This window comes from Nonomuraea sp. NPDC050663 (assembly GCF_044456985.1).
Lineage (GTDB): Bacteria > Actinomycetota > Actinomycetes > Streptosporangiales > Streptosporangiaceae > Nonomuraea.
The window spans coordinates 310,766-329,758 of sequence record NZ_JBITGL010000007.1 but is presented as its reverse complement, the minus strand read 5'-3'; the positions used below and the strand labels follow the sequence as shown (position 1 = coordinate 329,758).

Annotated in this window: 11 protein-coding genes; 4 read left to right on the top strand and 7 right to left on the bottom strand. The window is 73.3% G+C overall.

Annotated elements, in window-relative coordinates; translation table 11 throughout:
* Positions 1-21 precede the first annotated feature (21 nt).
* The 7 genes from ACIBH1_RS24190 to ACIBH1_RS24160 all read right to left on the bottom strand — a co-directional run bounded on the left by ACIBH1_RS24190 (position 22) and on the right by ACIBH1_RS24160 (position 14,443).
* On the bottom strand, positions 22-1,053 hold the full coding sequence (locus ACIBH1_RS24190; protein WP_397316155.1) for a Gfo/Idh/MocA family oxidoreductase: 1,032 nt from the start codon (positions 1,051-1,053) through the stop codon (positions 22-24).
* Positions 1,050-4,913: an amino acid adenylation domain-containing protein gene (locus ACIBH1_RS24185; protein ID WP_397316154.1), complete on the bottom strand. Its 3,864-nt coding sequence runs from the start codon at positions 4,911-4,913 to the stop codon at positions 1,050-1,052. The genes ACIBH1_RS24190 and ACIBH1_RS24185 overlap by 4 nt, the downstream gene beginning before the upstream one ends.
* Positions 4,910-9,463: an amino acid adenylation domain-containing protein gene (locus tag ACIBH1_RS24180; protein ID WP_397316153.1), complete on the bottom strand. Its 4,554-nt coding sequence runs from the start codon at positions 9,461-9,463 to the stop codon at positions 4,910-4,912. The genes ACIBH1_RS24185 and ACIBH1_RS24180 overlap by 4 nt, the downstream gene beginning before the upstream one ends.
* A gap of 28 nt (positions 9,464-9,491) precedes the next feature.
* On the bottom strand, positions 9,492-10,316 hold the full coding sequence (locus ACIBH1_RS24175; protein ID WP_397316310.1) for an alpha/beta hydrolase: 825 nt from the start codon (positions 10,314-10,316) through the stop codon (positions 9,492-9,494).
* A gap of 87 nt (positions 10,317-10,403) precedes the next feature.
* Positions 10,404-12,011, bottom strand: a complete 1,608-nt coding sequence (locus ACIBH1_RS24170) for a tryptophan halogenase family protein (protein WP_397316152.1) — start codon at positions 12,009-12,011, stop codon at positions 10,404-10,406.
* A complete protein-coding gene (locus ACIBH1_RS24165; protein WP_397316151.1) occupies positions 12,008-12,802 on the bottom strand; it encodes a tryptophan 2,3-dioxygenase family protein in 795 nt (264 codons plus the stop codon). The genes ACIBH1_RS24170 and ACIBH1_RS24165 overlap by 4 nt, the downstream gene beginning before the upstream one ends.
* A gap of 27 nt (positions 12,803-12,829) precedes the next feature.
* A complete protein-coding gene (locus ACIBH1_RS24160; RefSeq protein ID WP_397316150.1) occupies positions 12,830-14,443 on the bottom strand; it encodes a (2,3-dihydroxybenzoyl)adenylate synthase in 1,614 nt (537 codons plus the stop codon).
* A gap of 119 nt (positions 14,444-14,562) precedes the next feature.
* Between ACIBH1_RS24160 and ACIBH1_RS24155 the strand changes: the two genes are divergently transcribed.
* Genes ACIBH1_RS24155 through ACIBH1_RS24140 form a run of 4 tightly spaced genes read left to right on the top strand, consistent with a single transcriptional unit; the run spans position 14,563 to position 18,984 of the window.
* A complete protein-coding gene (locus ACIBH1_RS24155) occupies positions 14,563-15,366 on the top strand; it encodes a thioesterase II family protein (protein WP_397316149.1) in 804 nt (267 codons plus the stop codon).
* A complete protein-coding gene (locus tag ACIBH1_RS24150) occupies positions 15,363-16,109 on the top strand; it encodes an SDR family NAD(P)-dependent oxidoreductase (RefSeq protein ID WP_397316148.1) in 747 nt (248 codons plus the stop codon). Before ACIBH1_RS24155 ends, ACIBH1_RS24150 begins: the two co-directional genes overlap by 4 nt.
* Positions 16,110-16,141: 32 nt before the next feature.
* On the top strand, positions 16,142-17,383 hold the full coding sequence (locus ACIBH1_RS24145) for a pyridoxal phosphate-dependent aminotransferase (protein ID WP_397316147.1): 1,242 nt from the start codon (positions 16,142-16,144) through the stop codon (positions 17,381-17,383).
* A gap of 47 nt (positions 17,384-17,430) precedes the next feature.
* Entirely contained in the window at positions 17,431-18,984 is a 1,554-nt protein-coding gene (locus tag ACIBH1_RS24140) for a tryptophan halogenase family protein (protein ID WP_397316146.1), read from the top strand.
* Positions 18,985-18,993 lie beyond the last annotated feature (9 nt).

Here is an 18,993-nt window from a genome sequence, read left to right as displayed (position 1 = left end):
CGGACAGCGCAACCGCACGCCTCAGAGATCGGCTGCCGTCAGAGGCTCTCCCGGCTCCGGCTTGGCCGCCTCGGGGTAGCCGAGAGCTTCGGTCAGCTCCCTCCAGGCGCGCGCGACGGTCAGGTGGCGCTGCCCGCCGCGCAGCGGGTCGGCGCCGAGTTCGACGCGCTCGCGCAGGGTGTCCAGGGCGGTCAGCACGCCCTGGCCCCAGACGTCGTTGACGGCCCGCGCCCAGGTGGGCGATTCGGCGGCGCCGACGAAGTCGCCGGTCACGCCCAGGCCATCGGACGGCAGGACCTGATCGTCCGGGTTCGACGGCAGCCGCAGCACCGGGCTCCAGATGACCGGGCCGTGCGTGTTGGCCAGCATGAGGTTGCCCGCGTCGGTGCCGACGGTGATCCGGTGCAGCAGCAGGCTGCTGCTGTCGTCGCCCTCCCGCATGCGGTTCTCCACCCGCAGCGTGAGCGGTACCCCGGCGACCTGCCCGTCCACGCTGGTGAACGGCCGTCCGCGCGGTACGGCCACGGCCGCCAGGCTCCAGGGGCGCAGCCCGTCGAAGATCCCGGCCAGGATGTCGAGCAGGTCGAAGGAGACCTGCACGGCGCACAGCGCGTCGACGAAGACGGGGGCGCGCAGCGCGACCAGGCGGCGGGCGGCGGCGGTGAAGCGGCGGACGGGTTCGAGGTGCGGGTAGAAGGTGTTGAGCACGTACTGGGTCCCGGCCTTGCGGGCCGCGCGCAGGCACGCGGCGAGCTCGTCCGGGTGCACCGGGTGCTCCTGCAGCACGTGGATGCCGCGCCCGAGCAGCTCCTGGGCGAGCTGGGCGCCCCTGCCGCCGCCGACCGCGCTCGACACCACGACGCACGCGGCGTCGACGTCGCCGGGCAGCCGCTCCACCGCGTCGTAGAGCGGCACGCCGTACTGCTCGGCCAGGGCCACGGAGCGGGCGCTTCCCCTGGCCAGGATGCCGGCGAGCCGGTAGCGGCCTGGGTCGCGGGCCAGGGCGGCCAGGTAGATCTGGCCGAAGCGGGTGCCGCAGACGACGACGTTCACCGCGCCTGTCCCCGCGGCGAGGTGATGGCCCGCGCGATGCTCGCCACGTGCGGCGGGAGCAGCCATCCGTCGGCGCCGCCAGGCAGGTCGAGAACCGTCAGGTCGCCAAGGCAGGTCTCGGCCCAGGCTCCGGCGCCGGACGCCGCGAGCAGGGTGATGTCGCCCGCGTAGGGCTCGTCCGGGGCCGGGCCGGGGGCGATGAGCGTCAGGCGGCCGACGGTCACGTCGGCCTCGGCGAGTGCGCGGGCCAGGTCCAGGGCGATCGGGGCGCCGGGACCGTGGCCGATGATCTCGACGTCGCCGATTCCCGCCTGCCGTACCTCGTGGGCGGGCGTTCGCGCGGTGACGCCCAGCAGCGGACCGGCGGCGGCGAGCTCGTCGATGAGCGCGCCGTAGCCGGTGCCGTCCTGCACGAGCAGGCGCACCGGCCCGGTTCCCGCCGTTGACAACGGCACGAGCGACGACGTGGAGGCGGCGGCCTCGGGCTGCGGTGGCAGGTCGGCGCGTGCCTGCAGCCACCGCGCCAGCCCGGCGACCGTGGGCTCGTCCAGCAGGGCGCGCAGCAGCACGTCGAAGGTGACCCGCGCGGCCTGCGGGAGCCGCTCGCGCACCTGGCCGACGAACTGCGCGGCCAGCAGCGAGTTGCCTCCCGCGTCGAAGAAGCCCTGCTCGCGGCTGGGCGGTTCGCCGCCGAGCACCTCGGCCCACAACCGCGCGATGCCGCTCTCGACCCCCGGCAGGGGCGGCTCGGACACGCGACCCTGGCGGGCGCCCGGCGCGGGAGCGGAGGCGAGCAGCCGCTTGCGGTCCACCTTCCCGTTCGCGGTCAGGGGAAGCGTCTCGACGACGCGGACCATCGCCGGGACCATGTGCGGCGGCAGCCGGTCGGCCACCCATCCGGCGAGCTCGCCCGGCTCGGCCGTGGCCCGGGGCTGCGGGACGACGAAGGCGACCAGGGCGCGCTCGAACGCGTCGCCGCCGGTCGCGAGCACGACGCAGGCGGCCACGCCCGGGTGCTCGCCGAGCACCGCCTCGATCTCGCCCGGCTCGATCCGGTGCCCGCGGATCTTGACCTGCTGGTCGGCGCGGCCGAGGAACTCGATCTCGCCGTCCTGCAGGTACCGTCCGAGGTCGCCGGTGCGGTAGAGCCGCTCCCCCGTCGCCGGGTGCACGATGAAGCGCTCGGCGGTGCGCCCTGGATCGCCGAGGTAGCCGTCGGCCAGCCCGGCGCCCGCGATGTGGAGCTCGCCCGTGACCAGGTCGGGGCAGTCGCGCAGGGCGCCGTCGAGCACGTGGAACCGCTGGTTGGCCAGCGGCACGCCGTACGGGATGCTGCGCCAGTCCGGCTCGACGCGCCTGATGCGGTGGTAGTTCGACCAGATCGCCGCCTCCGTCGCCCCGCCCAGGCTGACCAGCTCGGTTCCGGGCAGGTGACGTACGGCGTGGCCGGGCAGCGACAGCGGGATCCAGTCGCCCGACAACATCGCCAGCCGCAGCCCCGTGAGGTCGGCTGGCTCCGCGTCGAGGTAGTGCATGAGCATCTGGAGCTGCGCGGGCACCGAGTTCCACACGGTCACGCCGTGCCGGGAGACCGTGTCGGCCCAGTGCGAGGGGTCGCCGCGGCGCGCGGGGTCGGGCAGGACGAGGGCGGCGCCCAGGGCCGGGGGCCCGAACAGGTCGTAGACGGACAGGTCGAAGCTCAGCGCCGCCAGGCCCAGGACCCGGTCGTCCTCGCCGACGCCGAAGCGCCGGTTGATGTCGTGCACGGTGTTGGCGGCGGCGCGGTGGCTGATCATCACGCCCTTGGGCACGCCGGTCGAGCCGGAGGTGTGCATGACGTAGGCGAGGCCGGTGTCCGGGACCGCAGGCGGCGCGGGGAGGTCCGGGAGCGAGCCCGCGGCCGTCACGTCCACGGCTGTCACGTCCACGGCTGTCACGCCGGGCGGGAGGCCGACGTCGCCCGCGACGACCGCGAGCCGGGCGCCGCTGCCGGTGAGGATGCGGTCGCGGCGTACAGCCGGCTGGGCCAGGTCGACGGGCACGTACACGCCTCCGGCCAGGAGCACGCCGAGCACGCCGACGGCCTGCTCCCTGCTCTTGTCGATCAGGACGCCGACGAGGTCGCCCGGCCCGCAGCCCTCGGCGCGCAGCCGCCCGGCCACGGCGGCGGCGCGTCCCAGCCATTGGCCGTAGGTCATCGTCCCCTTGGGGTCGATCACCGCGATCCGGTCGGGGAAACGCCGCGCGTACGCCACGAGCGGATCGTGCAGCAGGCCGCCGGGCGCGGGCGCGTCGGTGGCGTTCACGGCCAGGCGTACGGCACGCTGCGCCGGGGGCAGCGGCTGCGGGTCGGCCGCCGACCACGTCTCGTCCGATGCGGCGAGGCAGCGCAGGAGCGTCTCGAACGCGGTGAACATCTCCTCGGCCAGGCCGTCGGGCAAGACGCCCTCGCGCACGTCCCAGTTCATGTCCAGCCCGCCGTACTGGTCGCCGACCTGGCAGTCGATCCACACCTGCGGGGTCTGGCTGATGCCGTACGACGGCCGGGCCGCGCGCCCGGCGGCCGAGACGGCGCCGCCGCCCACGCCGATGCTGCCCGTGAACACCACCGGCAGCCCGCCAGCCTCGCGCCCGCGCCGGCGGGCCAGCTCGCGCAGCACCTCGACGCCGCTGTAGAGCCGGTGGTCGAGGTCGTCGAAGACGCGCTCGCCTAGCGCGCGGGCGCGGTCGGCGAAGCTCGTACGGCCCGCGGGCTCGACGGCGAGCAGGCTGAGCGAGGTGAAGTCGCCCAGCAGCCGGTCCACGTGCGGGTGCAGCGGCATGCGGTTGAGCACCGGCAGCCCGAGGCAAAAACGTTCGGTGGCGCTCCAGCGGCCGATGGTCTCGGCGTAGGCGGCCAGCACCGCGTTGGCCGGGGTGACGCCGCATGCGGCGGCTCGGGCCTTCAGCGCCCGCCACACGCCGTCGCCGAGGGTGGTGGTCAGGCGGCGGAAACGCGGCGGGGTGCGCGCAGGGTCGTGGTCGTCGCGCAGCGGCAGCGCGGGCGCGCCGGGCAGTTCGTCGAGGCGGGCCAGCCAGTACTCCCGGTCGCGCGCGTACGGCTCGCCGTCGCGCAGGCGCCGCTCGGCCAGCACGTAGTCGCGGAAGCTCGCCCCCGCCGCGGGCGGCTCGGCGTCGGGCCGCCGGTAGCGCCGGTCGAGCTCGTCGAGCACCTGCTGCAGGCTGAGCCAGTCGAGCGCCATGAAGTCGACCGACACGTGCAGCACGCTGCGTTCGGGCGTCAGGGTCAGGCGCAGCTCGTACATGGGCCGCTCGCCGGTGGGGTGCACCTTGTGCGACAGCTCTTCGCGCACGCCCGTGATGGTCTTCTCGATGGTCTCGGCGGAGTCCTCGCGCAGGTCGGCGACGGCGATGGCGGTGCCGGGCGGTTCGGGCACGACGCGTTGCGTGCCGTCCTCGCGGATGACCGTGCGCAGGGTCTCGTGGCGGCGAACCAGGCCGTCCCACGCCCGCCGCAGCCTGTCGGGGTCGAGGTCGGCCGGGTAGTCGAACTCCTGGTAGAGGTGGCAGGAGACGCCGCCGTAGTCGAAGGCCGGGTTGCGGCCGAACAGGTAGGCCGCCTGGATGTCGGTCAGCGGGAAGGGCTGGTCGCGCTCCTGCGGCCGGTCCTGCCAGACGCCGTGACCGGTGGCGTCGACGTCGGCCATGACGGCCAGCAGTTCGGCCTTGCGGCTGCGCAGCTGCCGCAGGCGCGGCTCCGTCATGGCGCCCCGGGGCGCGCGGAAGCGCAGCTGCTCCCCCTCGCGCCAGAGCCGGATGCCGGCGCCGGCGAACTCCTCCAGCAGGTCGCGGGCGTTCACACGGCACCTTCCTCGAAGTCGTCGCCCGCCCGGCCGCCGAGCGTGTCGATGAGCGTGCTCAGCCCGGAGACCGTGGGGGTGCGCATGACCTCGCGCATGGGCAGGTCGACGCCCCACGCGCCGCGGACCTCGGCGACGAAGCGGGTGGCGAGCAGGCTGTCGCCGCCGAGCCGGAAGAAGTTCTCGTCGCGGCCGACGGAGTCCAGGCCGAGCAGCTTCGTCCAGCGTTCGGCGACGAACCGCTCGGTGGGGCCGCGCGGCGGATCGCCCACGTCGCGGGGGCGGTCGGCAGACTGGCGCAGGACGTCCTCGATGCGGCGGCGGGCGACCTTGCCGTTGGCGCTGAGCGGGAGCGCGGGCAGGACGGAGTAGTGGGCGGGCGCCATGTGCTCGGGCAGGCGGTCTGCCACCTTCCGGCGCAGGCGGTCGACGTCGATGCCCGCCGCGGTCTTCGGGCGGTCGGCGGTGAGCAGGATCTCGCCGGTGTCCTCGGCGCGCAGCACCCGGACGTCCGTCAGGCCCGCTTCCAGGCAGGCGCGTGCCCAGCGGCCGGAGGCGTGCAGCCAGGCGTCCGCCGGGCGACCCTGCTCGAACCTGCCCGCGCGGGCTTCCAGCGGGAGGGCGGTCAGCAGGGCGAGCGGGGTCGGGTGGGCACGTTCGAGCAGGTAGAGGCGGCCGCCGGGGGCCAGCAGCAGGGCCATGGTGGCCACGGCGGTCCCGGGGTCGGACATGCGGTGCAGGGTGTTGGCGGCGACGACGGCGTCGAAGGTGTGCACGTGGCGGCCGTCGATCGCGGCCGTGCCCTGGACGGCGACGAGGGGCTCGTGGCCTTCCTCGCGGAGCGCCTTCTCGGCCCTGGCCAGGGCCGGGCGCGAGGAGCCGAGCAGGGTGTAGTCGACGCGACCCACGGCGACGCGGCCCTCGGCGACGCGACCCACGGCGACACGGTCCTCGTCGGCATGCCCCTCGTCGCCGTGGCCCTCGTCCAGCGCGGCGAGCAGCCGGGCGGCGCTGAGCCAGCCCGCCACGTCCCACTCGGCGACGGACTGGAGGCCGGTGCCGCGCAGGTCGTCGGCGATCTCCGCGAGGCAGCGGGCGGTGGCGGGCATCAGGTCGTTGAGCGCCTCGGGCGCGAGAACCGGGTCGTCCAGCAGGGCCGTGGCTTCCGCCTCGCCGGTCAGGATGGCGGCGTAGAGGGGCCCGGCCCACTCCAGAGCGGTGACGACGTGGTCGAGCCTGGTCCCCCGGGCGGCCTCGCGGACCTGCTTGATCCACGCGGCGCCGGTGACCTCGTCCCAGCGCGGGCCGCGCTCGAACCCGCCCGGCGTGCGGGTGAGCACCTCGCGCTGGGCGAGGTAGGCGAGCCAGAGGTCCAGCACGGGCCGCTGCTCGTCGCAGACCCCGGCGTACGGCGCGGCGAGCCTGGAGGCGACGAGCTCGGCGAGCAGCACCTCCACCAGGTGGTGCTCGGCGGGATCGACGCCCGTGGAAGGGGGCAGGAAGGGGTGCGCCGCCGCTGCGGGCGGGTGCCCGGGCACCACCGGAGGCGCCGGAGCGCTTTCGACGAGCGCCGCCACCACTTCCTTGCGCCCCTCGCTCACCACCACGGCCACGGCCTGGGCCACGGCAGGATCGTCCTGCAGGCACGACTCGATCTCCCCCAGCTCCACGCGGAAGCCGTTGATCTTCACCTGGTGGTCGAGGCGCCCCAGGAACTCCAGGTTCCCGTCGGGCCAGTAGCGGCCCAGGTCGCCGGTGCGATACCAGCGCTCGCCCTCGTGCACCGGGAACCGGGCGGCGGTCAGCTCAGGGTCGCCCCGATAGCCGAGGGCGACGCCGCTGCCGCCGATCCACAGCTCGCCCGGCACCCAGTCCGGGCAGTCGCGCCCCCTGCCGTCGACCACCCTGAACCGTTGGTTGCGCAGCGGCGTGCCGTACGGGATCGAACGCCAGCCCTCCCCCACCTCGGCGACCTCGAACGCGTTGGACCAGATCGCCGCCTCAGTGGCGCCGCCGAGCGCGATCAGCCGGCAGCGGCCGGCGGACGCGCGGGCCAGGCGGGCGGGCAGGTCGAGGCCGATCCAGTCGCCGGACAGCAGGGCCAGGCGCATCGTGCCGGGCAGCGGCGCGTCTCCGGCGGCGGTCAGCACCATGTCGAGCAGGGCGGGGACGGTGTTCCAGACGGTCACGCCGTGGGCGCGGCACAGGGCCAGCCACTCGGCGGCGTCGCGGCGTCCGGACTCGGGCACCAGGACGGCGGCGCCGCCGGCGGACAGGAGGCCGAAGACGTCCCAGACGGACAGGTCGAAGTCGAGCGCGGACACGGCGAGCACCCGGTCGGCCGGGCCGATCCCGAATCGTTGGTTGATGTCCTCGACGGTGTTGGCGGCGGCGCGGTGGCTGAGCTCGACGCCCTTGGGCAGGCCGGTGGAGCCCGAGGTGAAGATCACGTAGGCGGGGTCGCCGTCGTCGGCGGGCACGGGGGCGTCCAGCGGGTGCGCTCGCAGGGCCTCGCCGATCGGGAGGGTCTCGACGCCGGGCGTGGCGGGCAGTGCGGCGCCGTCGAGGACGACGCGGGCGCCGCTCAGCTCCAGGATGCGGGCCCGTCGTTTCGCCGGCTGGTCCACGCCGATGGGCACGTACGCTGCTCCGGCGGCCAGCACGCCGAGGACGGCGGCGATCTGGTCGGGGCCCTTGGGCGCGACGACGGCGACGTACGAGCCGCGCCCCACGCCGCGCGCGGCCAGCGCGCCGCCGATGGCCAGCGCCCGCCGCGCCAGCTCATCGTGAGCCAGCGATCCCGCCGCGCCCCACAGCAGGGCGGGCCGGCCCGCGCGCGCGGCGGCGCGCTCGAAGAACGTGGTGTGCAGCAGGTCACCGCTCATCGTGCGGACCCGCCCGTTGACCTGGGCCCGCGTCTCGACCTGTACGGCGGGCAGCTCGATCCTGGGCGCGTCCTCCCAGTCCCCGTCGAGCAGCCCGCGCACCAGCCCCTGGTAGGCCGCCATCATCGCGTCCAGCATCCCGGCCGGGAACAGCGCCTCGACGGCGTCCCAGACCAGGCGCACCCCGCCGTCGCGGGTGCGGTAGATCTGGTGGTCGAGCCAGATCTGCGGCGTCTGCGACAACATCCACGTCGCGTCGCCGAAGCGGGCCGCGAACTCGTCGGGGATGAGCGGCGCCGACAGGTCGTACGAGAAGACGACGGGCGCCGTGCGCGGCGCGTCCCTGTCGGTGCGAGCGAGGTCGCGCAGCACCTCGACGCCGGTGTAGGAGGCGTGCCCGATGTCCTCGTGCAGCCGCCGCTGGACGGCGCGCGCCCGCTCGGCGAAGCCCTCGCCCGCGAGGTCGACCTCGAGCAGCAGCAGCCCGGTGAAGTCGCCCACGAGGCTGCCGATCTCGGGGTGGGCGTCGAGGTCGCGGTCGAAGAGCGGCAGGTTGAGCAGGAACCGGTCGTCGCCGCTCCATCGCGCGAGCACCAGGGAGTAGGCGGTGGCCAGCACCGCCGCGAGCGTCAGCCCCGCCTCGCCCGCGCGCCGTTCCAGGACCTGCCACTCGCCGCCGGTGAGCGCGAAGTATCGGCGCGCGAACCGGGGCACGCCCGCCGCCTCGGGTTCGACGGCCAGCGGGAGCCTGGGTCCTCCCGGCAGCTCCGGCAGCCGCCGCTGCCAGTAGGCGTGCGCCCGCTCGCGTTCCGGGCGGCGCACCTCGGCCATGTCGGCGAGGTAGCGGCCGAAGCTGTAGGTGAGCTCGCCGAGGCTGCCGGGGTCGTCGTAGAGGGCGGCCAGCTCGATGAGCATGAGCCGGAAGCTGGCCAGGTCCGCGACGAGCAGGTCGACGTTGAAGTGCAGCCGGTCGACGCCGCCGGGCAGCCGGGTCAGGTGCACGTCGAGCACCTCGCCGCGGCTGACGTCGAGCACCCGGTGCGCCTGCTGGGCGCGCAGTTCCAGGGCCGCCGCCCCGGCCTGGCCGGCGGGCAGGTCGCGCCAGTCGCGCACGGTCATGCCGGGCCACGGCGACTCGGCCAGGATGCGGTGGGTCGCGTCGTCGGCGAAGCGGGCACGCAGCATCGGGTGGCGTTCGATGAGGCGGCGCACGGCCTGCTCCAGGCGGTGCGGTTCGACGCGCGCCACGTCGAACTCCAGGTAGTTGTGGCAGCCGACGCCGCCGAGCGGCTGGTGGTCGGCGCGGCCGATGAGGTAGGCCTGCTGCACGGGTGTCAGCGGGAAGACCGACTGATCGTGCGGCTCCGGGCCGGTGGCCGCGGGCCGCTCGGCGGCCACCGAGCCCGCGAGCAGGTCCGACCACGCGCACAGTCGAGGGTCGTCGGACAGCTGGGCGAACGTCACCTCGGCCCCGGCCCGGTTGAGCCGGTTGGCCAGGCGCATCAGCTCGATCGACTGCAGGCCCAGTTCGAAGACGTTGCTGTCGTCGTCGTCCCGGGTCAGTTCGATGCCCATGAGCTCGGAGACCGTGCGGCGCAGCGCGTCCAGGTCCATCCCGGCCTTCGCGGCGCCGGGCGCGGCGCGGTCGATCATCTCCGATGGCATTTCCAGGCTCCCTTGCGCGAATTCGAGGTCACGTCGAGATCATCCGGACCAGCTGACCGCCCAGCGCGGTTTCCGGATCGCCCAGGTCGAAGACCAGATCGAAGTGGTTCCTGGACGGCACGACGAGGTCGGTCACCCTGCCGCCCGCGGCGCGTACGGCGGCGACGAACGCGGCCTGCTGCCTGGCGAACTCGCCGGTCTCGTTCTCCCCGCGCGCCACGACGAGCGGGGCGAGCCCGGCGCGCACCCCGTGGATCGGGCTGCACGCGCGGGCGGTCGCGGGGTCCAGCCCCAGCGCCCGGTTCACATAGGTCCCGCACAGCGGTTCCAGGTCGTAGACGCCGCTGAGCAGGATCGCGCCGGAAGGCTCGACCCCGCCCCGATGCCATCCGGCCTCCAGCAGCGCCATCATGACCAGGTGCGCGCCCGCGGACATGCCGCTCAGGTAGACGGGGCCTGGGGCGTGGGCGCACACCCACCGGATGCCGTCGGCGACCATGGCGACGATGTCCGGCAGCGGATGGGCGGGCGCCAGGCCGTAGCCGAGCGCGACGACCGAGACGCCTCTGGGCACCAGGTCGAGCGCCAGGAAGGACGACTCGTGCCTGCTGAGCTCCTGCCAGTAGCCGCCGTGGACGAACACCAGCGTCGGCGTGCCGTCCCCGCCCGCCGGGAACAGGTCGAGCCGTTGCCCGGGCCGCGGGCCGTACCTGACGCCGAGCCGCGCGTCGAGCCGTTCGCGCGCCCGGGCGCTGCGCGCCGCGTACTCCGTCAGGTACACGCCGATGTCGGCCACGCGCGAGCTCGGCGAATACTGCAGGTCCAGTTCCCGCCGGTCGTGGGCAAGAGGCATGGTCACGCTGTCACGCCTTCCTGGTGTCGGGCCTGGCCGGGGTCCGGATCGGGGCGGATCCGGACCCCGGCCCCGGCCCTGCGCGCTTCAGTGGGTGTCGGCGCGCATCTGGGCGAAGTACTCGTTCTGCGTGGGAAGCTCCTGCACGAGCTTGTCGGCCTTGATGCGGATGCGCTGGAACTCCGCCAGCGCGGCCCGCTCGTCGGCCAGGTCGAGCGCCGGCGAGTGCTTCACCTCGATGCCGCCGGCGCCCAGCAGGATGCAGTTGTAGGAGTACGGCGGCAGCCCGTGGTAGTACGGGTAGACCGACTCCGTGTCGGGCACCTTGTGCTTCCAGATCTCGATGCGCTCGGCCAGCGCGTCGGGGATCTTCCGCGTCTTGGTGTCCTTCCAGTACTGGTTGTCGGCGCGCCTGGCGCCCACGTAGTGCAGGCACAGGAACTCGCGCACGCCGTCCATGACGTGCGCGATGGAGCGGTTGTACAGCTCGCGCTGCAGCTCGTCGCCGCGCCCTGACGGGAAGTACTTCACCATCTGCTCGATGGCGTGGTGGATGAAGAAGATCCCCGTCGACTCCAGCGGCTCCACGAACCCGCTCGCCAGGCCGACGGCGACGCAGTTCTTCACCCACGAGCGGCGGCTGCGGCCGATCCGCATCTTGATGTGGTTGGCGGGCACGTCGGCCGCGGCGGGCCCGACGAAGTCGCGCAGCACCTGCTCGGCCCGCTCGGGCGTGGAGTAGTCGCCCGCGTAGACGTAGCCGGTGCCGATGCGGCTGATCAGCGGGATGGTCCAGATCCAGCCGGCCTCCTGGGCGGTGGCCGTCGTGCACGGCCGCAGCGGCTCGCGGTCCATGTCGAGCGGCACCTGGAGGGCGACCGCGCTGTCGTTGGGCAGCGTGTCCTGGTAGGAGACGAACGGCTCGCCGAGCGCCTTGTTCAGCAGCAGCGCGCGGAAGCCTGTGCAGTCGACGAACAGGTCGGCGCTCAGCTCGCCGTGCTCGGCGGTGGCGACGTGGGTGATGAAGCCGTCCTCGTCGAGCCCGACGTCGACGACGTTGTCGACGATGTGGCGCACGCCGCGCCTGGTGGAGTAGCCGGTCAGGTAGGTGGCCAGCAGGTGCGCCTCGAAGTGGTAGGCGTAGGGGATCTGCACGCCCTGGTATTCGGCGATGGTCGAGCGGGCCGCGCCCTCGTCGTGGTGCTGCTCGACGAAGCCCTGGTCGAGCAGGGTGCCGTCGAGGTAGCGGGGCGAGCGCTCCGCGTCGCACAGCGAGGCCATCACGAAGCAGTCCTTGTCGAACCTGCTCGTGGTCGGGTGGCGCAGCCACCAGTCGCTGAGCGGGAAGCCGTCGACCGAGGCGAGCTGCTCGAAGGGGTGGTAGAAGTGGTGGCCGGGCTCGCGCCAGTTCTCGAAGCGCACGGCCAGCTTGTAGGTGGCGTTGCAGGCCGGCATCCAGTCCGACTCCGCCAGCCTGAGGAACTCGAAGAAGTGCCGGATGTCGCTGAAGGTGGCCTCGCCGACGCCGACGGTGCCGATGTGGGCCGACTCCACCACCGTCAGGTCGATCCTGTCGCCGAAGGCGGCCGCCAGGTAGGACGCCGTCATCCAGCCGGCCGTGCCTCCCCCGACGATGACGACTCTCCTGGACTTTCCCGGGTCACCGTGGTGATCGCCGGCTCCGCGGGCAGTCATCCTCGCACTCTCCTCTGGACCGGTGACTCGCCGGACTGGATGCGGGCGGCCAGCGCGGGCGCCCGCCGTTCCTGCTCCCCGCCGAAGGGCCGCCACTGGTCGGGGAAGACCTCGGGGAACATCGTTCGCGCGGCCGAGCGCCGCAGGTAGGCGGCGCCGGTCGAACCGGCGGTGCCGCGCTGGGCGCCGAGGAACAGCTCCGCCACCTCGGCGTGCCGCTCCTGCCAGACGCGCACCGAGTTGTCGAACGTCCGCAGGGCGTCGCGCAGGCGCCTGGCCAGCAGCGAGGCGGCGGGCACGCTGTCGCGGTACTCCACGAAGACGCTCGACAACGACTTCTGGGCCAGCTGGTCGAGCAGCCTGTCGCGCTCGGCCTCGGTCAGGCCGCTGACGTTGAGGAAGCGCCGGTCGCGCGCCCCGCACAGGTACTCGATCTCCCGGTACTGCGCCGACTGGAAGCCGCTCGACGTCCCGAGCGTGGCGCGGATCTCGTCGAAGGAGCGCGGCGCCAGCGTGCCGAGGATGTCGATGTGGTTGGTGATCACCTCCATGATGTGAGGCAATCGCTCCAGGTGCTCGGCGGCCGGGATCGCGTCGCCTTCGAGCAGGGCCTGCCGCGCCTCGTCGAGGTGACGCAGCACGACCGCGAACCAGATCTCGCAGGCCTGGTGGGCCGCGAAGAACAGGGTGCGGTCGGCGTCATCGCGCACGCAGGCGATGTCCAGGAGTTCGTCCAGCCTGAGGATCTCCCCGTACGCCGGATGGCGCTGGGCCTGCGCCGTGTCGGTCATCTCGCAAACTCCTTCGGGTGGCGGGGTTCAGCGATGCTGCAGCAACCGGCCCTCACGCAGGGCCTTCTTGTCGATCTTGCCCACCGGGGTGCGCGGGAGGTCGGCGACGACGATCAGCTCGTCGGGCAGCTTGTAGGACGCCAGCCCGCGGTCGCGGATGTGCTCCCTGACCGCGCGCAGCGACAGCGGGTGGCCGGGGGCGTCGGCGCCGAGCACCACGAACACGCACAGGCGCTCGTCGAGCTCGTCGTCCGGCACGCCGACCACGGCCGTGTCACGCACGAGCGGGTGCGAGAGCACGTGCCCCTCGACCTCTTCGGCCGAGACCTTCTCTCCCAGGTGGTGGATGATGTCCTTGATCCGGCCCTCGATGACGACGTTGCCGTCCTCGGTCAGGCGGGCCAGGTCTCCCGTCCGGTAGAACCCGTCCGCGGTGAACGACCGGCGGTTGTGCTCGGGCGCGGCGAAGTAGCCGCGGATGGTGTACGGCCCGCGGGTGAGCAGTTCGCCCGTCCGGCCGGTCGGCAGATCGTCGCCGTCGCCGTCGACGATCCTGATCTCGTCGTCGGGCGACAGCGCCCTGCCCTCAGTGCCGTGCACGACCTCCGGTGGGTCGTCCATGCGGGTGTGGGTGATGAGCCCTTCGCCGATGCCGTACACGTTGGCCAGGCGGCAGCCCAGGCTCTCGCTGACCCTGGCCACCGCCGCGGGACCGAACTTCGAGCTGCCGACCTGGATGGTCACGCGGCTCATGTCGACGGGCGTGAGCTGGGCCGCCTCGGCCCAGAGCAGCGCCAGCGCGGGCACCAGGGTGGTGAGCGTGACGCCCTCGCGCTCGATCAGCGGGAAGACGTGGTCGGGGCTGGGGTTGGCGGCCAGGACGGCCTTGCCGCCGGTGAGCAGCGCGCCCAGCGCGCCGGGGCAGCCCAGCGCCGCGTTGTGCGGCACGGGGTTGGCGGCGAGGTAGACGCCGCCGTCGAAGCCGGCGACCTTGGCGCATTCCAGGATGTTGTAGGCGTAGTCGTCGTGGGTGCGCGGGATCAGCTTGGGCGTGCCGGTGGTCCCGCCTGACAGCAGCAGGAGCGCCACCTCCGACGCGTCGACGGGCGGCAGCTCGCGGGGCGCGGTCCCGGCCAGGGCGGACAGCGGGGTGAACTCCTCGGCCTGGCCGGCGACCACGACGTGCCGCAGCCCCGGCGCCGCGGCGCGCACCTCGCGCGCCAGGACCCGGTAGTCGAAGCCCTGGAACCGGTCGGGACCGACGTAGGCGACCGCTCCTGAGGAGCGCGCCAGGTGGAGGATCTCGTCGCGGCGGTGGCCCGGCAGCCCCATCACGGGGATCGCGCCGATGCCGAACAGGGCGAAGGTGACGGAGAGGAAGTCGATCACGTTGGGCAGGTGGAGCACGACCCTGTCGTGCCTGGCGATGCCGAGGTCGAGCAGCCCGGCGGCGATCCCGGCCGCCTCGCCGGCCAGCTGCGCGTAGGTGACCCGGCGGTGCACGTCGACCGCCGCGATCCTGCCGGGGTGGCGCGCGGCGCCGTCGGCGAGGTAGTGCCCGAGGGAGAGACCCTTCCAGTAGCCGGCGCGGCGGTATCGGTCGGCCACATCGGGTGGCCACGGCACGAACCCGTCCAGCATGATGTCCTCCTCGGTTGCGACGTCCTCAGCCTCGACCACCGGCGCCGTGCCGTACCGAGCCCCGACAGAGCTGTGAAAGTTTTGCCTTGGTAGCTCGTGTATCGGTGACGCTCGGTGGCGTGAACCGAGTACGAACACGTGGCCGGGGTTGGACCCGCGCCCTCACCAGCGTGGAGTGCCCGGCTGACCGGCTGGTCTGCTTTCCCCATTCCGGCGGCACGGCGGCGACCTACCGTGCCTGGGCGGCGGCGATGCCGCCCGGCACCCAGCTGATGGCCGTCCAGTATCCCGGTCTCGCCGACCGGCTCACCGAGGCTCCGGCGATCAGCGTCGCGGCGATGGCGGCCGCGGTCGCCGAGGAGCTGGCGCGGCTGGAGCCGGTGCCGTGCGCGCTGTTCGGGCACAGCCTGGGCGCGCTGGTCGCCTACGAGACCGCCAGGATCCTGCAGGACGACGGCCTCCCGGCCCGGTGGCTGTTCGTCTCCGGGGCGCCCGCCCCTTGGCGGCCGCGCGGCGGGCTCACCCACCGCGCCGGCGACGAGGAGCTGTGGTCGAGGTTGTGCGACCTGGGCGGGATCGCGCCCGAGGTCGCCGGGGACCGCGAGTTCCGCGACCTGCTGCTGCCGGTGCTGCGCTGCTACATCGGGCTCAACGAGACCTATCGTCCCTCGCCGCGGCGTGAGCCGCTGCGCTGCCAGGTGCGCGGTTACCACAACACCGAGGATCCGCTGGTCGACGGTGCCGCGTTCGCCGCGTGGGCCGGGGTCTCCAGCGGCGGCTTCAGCGCGCGTTCCCGGCCGGGCGGGCACTTCCAGGTCGTCGCCGACCCGTCCGAGCTGATCGCCGACATCCTGGCGACCCTGGCCGCCGGCGCGGTGCAGGGCACGGCCGGAAGCACAGCCGGAAGCACGGCCGGGCGATGACGCTGACCGGCAGCGCGGTCGTGGTCACGGGCGCGGCCACCGGCATCGGGCGGGGCATCGCCGAGAGCCTGCTGAAGGCGGGCGCGGCCGTCACGGCCGTCGGGCGCCGCGAGGAGGCGCTGCGCGACCTGGCCGGCCGGCACGGCGACGCGGTCACGGTCGTGGCCGCCGACGTCTGCGCGCCCGGCGCCCCTGAACGTGTCGTCGCCGCCACGACAGCGGCCTTCGGGCGGCTCGACGCGGTCGTCAACAACGCGGGCCTGGCCAGGTTCGGGCGGCTGGAGACGATCGACCCCGCGGTGTTCGACGCGATGTTCGCCGTCAACGTGCGCGCGCCCGCCGACCTGATCAGGTGCGCCCTGCCGCAGCTGCGGGCCCGCCGGGGCGCGGTCGTCAACATCTCGTCGGTCGGCGGCGCGCTGTCCATGCCGGGCCGCTCCTTCTACGGCGCGACCAAGGCCGCGCTCAACAGCCTCACGCGCTCGCTGGCCAGGGAGCTGGCGCCGGACGTCCGGGTCAACGCCATCATGCCCGGCCCGGTGCAGACCCCCATGTGGTCGGAGACGGGCCTGGACGAGGCGGGCGTGCGGAATCTGCGTGACGACCTGCTCTCCGCGACGCCGATGGCACGCTTCGGCGACGAGGCGGAGATCGGCGGCTGGGTGTGCTCGCTGCTCGACCCGGAGCTGTCGGGCTGGGTGACCGGCGCGCTGATCCCCGTGGACGGCGGCCGTACGGCATGACAGACAACACTCCAGGGAAGGGCGGAAAGAGCATGCGGTCGGAACTCCAGTCCGTCGCCGGCAGCATCCCCTCATCGTGTCTGCTGCGCATCTTCCGCGCCGCGGAGGCGAGCGCCGCGGGCGGCGCCGAGGTGATCAAGCTGCACGTCGGCGACCCGTACTTCGACCCCTCGGGCGTGGTGTCGGGCGCGTTCATCGACGCGGTACGGCGCGGCGACACCAAGTACACCGGCGTGGAGGGGCTGCCGGCGCTGCGTGAGGCGCTGGTCGACAAGCTGCGCACCGACAACGGGATCGACAGCGCCGTCTCCCGCCTCCTGATCTCGCCCGGATCGTGCCAGGGCCTGGCCGCCCTGCTGCAGTCGCTGGCCGAGCCCGGCGCCGAGATCCTCCTGCCGGAGCTGCACTGGCCGGTCCACCTGCAGCAGAGCCTGCTGGCGGGCTTCCGGCCGGTGCTCTACCCGCTGGGTCCCGGCTTCCGTCCCGACCCCGAGCGCATCGAGGCGGCGGCGACGTCGAACACGCGGGTCCTGCTGATCAACTCGCCGGCCAACCCGACCGGGGTGGTCCTGACGCCCGAGGAGATCACCGCGCTGCTGGCGCTGGCCCGCAGGCGAGGCTGGCAGGTCATCAGCGACGAGGCGTACGAGCACTTCTGCTACGAGCGCGAGCACGTCTCGGTGGCCTCCTTCGAGCGGGACCTGCCGGTGGGCGAGCGCATCGTGCACAGCGTCTTCACCTTCTCCAAGAGCTTCGCGATGACCGGCTACCGGCTCGGGTACGTCGCGCTGGCCGACGAGCGCGCGGCCGACGTCATGAAGGTCGTGCAGGAGGCCAACATCATCGGCACCTCCACCCCGGTGCAGCACGCCGGGATCGCCGCGGTGGCCGGCAGGTCCGGCGCGGCGGCGGCCAACCGCAAGCTGGTGCAGCGCAACAGGGACGTGGCGCTGCCGCCCCTGATCCGGGCGGGCCTGCTGCGGGAGCTGCCCGCCGGCGGGTGGTACGCGATGGTGGACGTCGCCCGCTCGGGCCTGGACGCCGAGGAGTTCGCGCTGCGGCTGCTCGAACGCAAGGGCGTCGCGGTCGTGCCGGGCAACGGGTTCGCCCTGCGCCCCGACGTCGACGAGCGGGGCAGGATCCGCTCCCACGACTACGCGCCCTGGTCGCGGCACCTGATCCGGGTGGCGTTCTGCGTGGACCCGGCGTGGCTCGAATCCGGGGTGCTCAAGCTCATCGAGTTCGTCGACGAATGCGCAGGAGGAGCCCGATGAGACCCGTCGCCCCGTTGACGTCTTCATCCCAGACAAGTGAGGAGACCATGGCCAGGAGTGTTGTCATCGTCGGAGGCGGGACGGCGGGGTGGATGACCGCCTCGTACCTGAAGGCCGCCTTCGGCGAGCAGATCTCGGTCACGCTCGTCGAATCCAGGAACGTCTCCACGATCGGAGTCGGCGAGGCCACCTTCAGCACCATCCGCCACTTCTTCGCCTACCTGGGCCTGGAGGAGGCGGACTGGATGGCGGCCTGCCACGGCACCTACAAGCTGGCGATCCGCTACGAGAACTGGCGGGAGAAGGGCCACTCCTTCTACCACCCCTTCGAGCGGGCGCGGGTCGTCGACGGCGTCTCGCTCGCCGACTGGTGGCTGCACAAGCGGCCCAGCGACGACTACGACCGCGACTGCTCGGTGATCGCCGCGTTGTGCGAGGCGGGGCGGGCGCCCAGGTTCCTGGAGGGGAACCTGTTCGAGCGGAGCCTCACCGGCGACGAGATCCGCTCCACGATGGCCGAGCAGACCACCCAGTTCCCCTACGCCTACCAGTTCGACGCGACGTTGCTGGCCGGATTCCTGACGAAGTACGGCACCGACCGCGGGGTGCGTCACGTCCTGGACGACGTCGTCGACGTCGCCGCCGACGAGCGCGGCCACCTCACGCACGTGCGCACCGGGGAGAGCGGCGAGCTGGCCGGCGACCTGTTCATCGACTGCACGGGCTTCCGCGGCGTGCTCCTCAACCGGAAACTCGGCGTGCCGTTCCTGTCCTACCAGGACAGCCTGCCCAACGACCGGGCGGTCGCCCTGCGCGTGCCGCTCGACATGGCCACCCAGCCGTTCGGGCCCTACACGACGGCCAGCGCCCAGGACGCGGGCTGGATCTGGACGATCCCGCTGTTCGGCCGCATCGGCACCGGCTACGTCTACGCCGGCGACTACTGCACGCCCGAGGAGGCCGAGCGCACGCTGCGCGCCCACGTCGGGCCCGCCGCCGACGACCTGGAGGCCAACCACATCAGGATGCGCGTCGGCCGCAGCGAGGACTCGTGGGTGAACAACTGCGTGGCGATCGGCCTGTCGAGCGGGTTCGTCGAGCCGCTGGAGTCGACCGGCATCTTCTTCATCCAGAACGCCATCGAGCAGCTGGTCAAGCACTGGCCGGGCGGGCGCGACGACGAGCGGCTGCGCCGCTCCTACAACCGGCAGGTCTCCAACGTCATGGACGGCGTGCGTGAGTTCCTCGTGCTGCACTACTACGCGGCCAAGCGCGCCGACAACGCCTACTGGCGCGACGCCAAGACCCGCCCGATGCCGGACTCGCTGGCCGAGCGCATCGAGCAGTGGCAGGTCAAGCTGCCCGACGAGGACACGATCTTCCCCTACTACCACGGGTTCGAGCCGTACTCCTACATCGCGATGATCCTCGGACTGGGCGGGCTGCCGCTGCGCGCGCCGCACAGCCTGGCGATGATGGACGACCTGGCCGCCGGCAAGGAGCTGCGCCTGATCCGCGACCAGGCGGCCTCGCTGGCCGAGCGGCTGCCGAGCCACTACGAGTACCTGGCCCATCTGCACCAGCAAGGAAGCCGTTCGTGATGGCCCGCG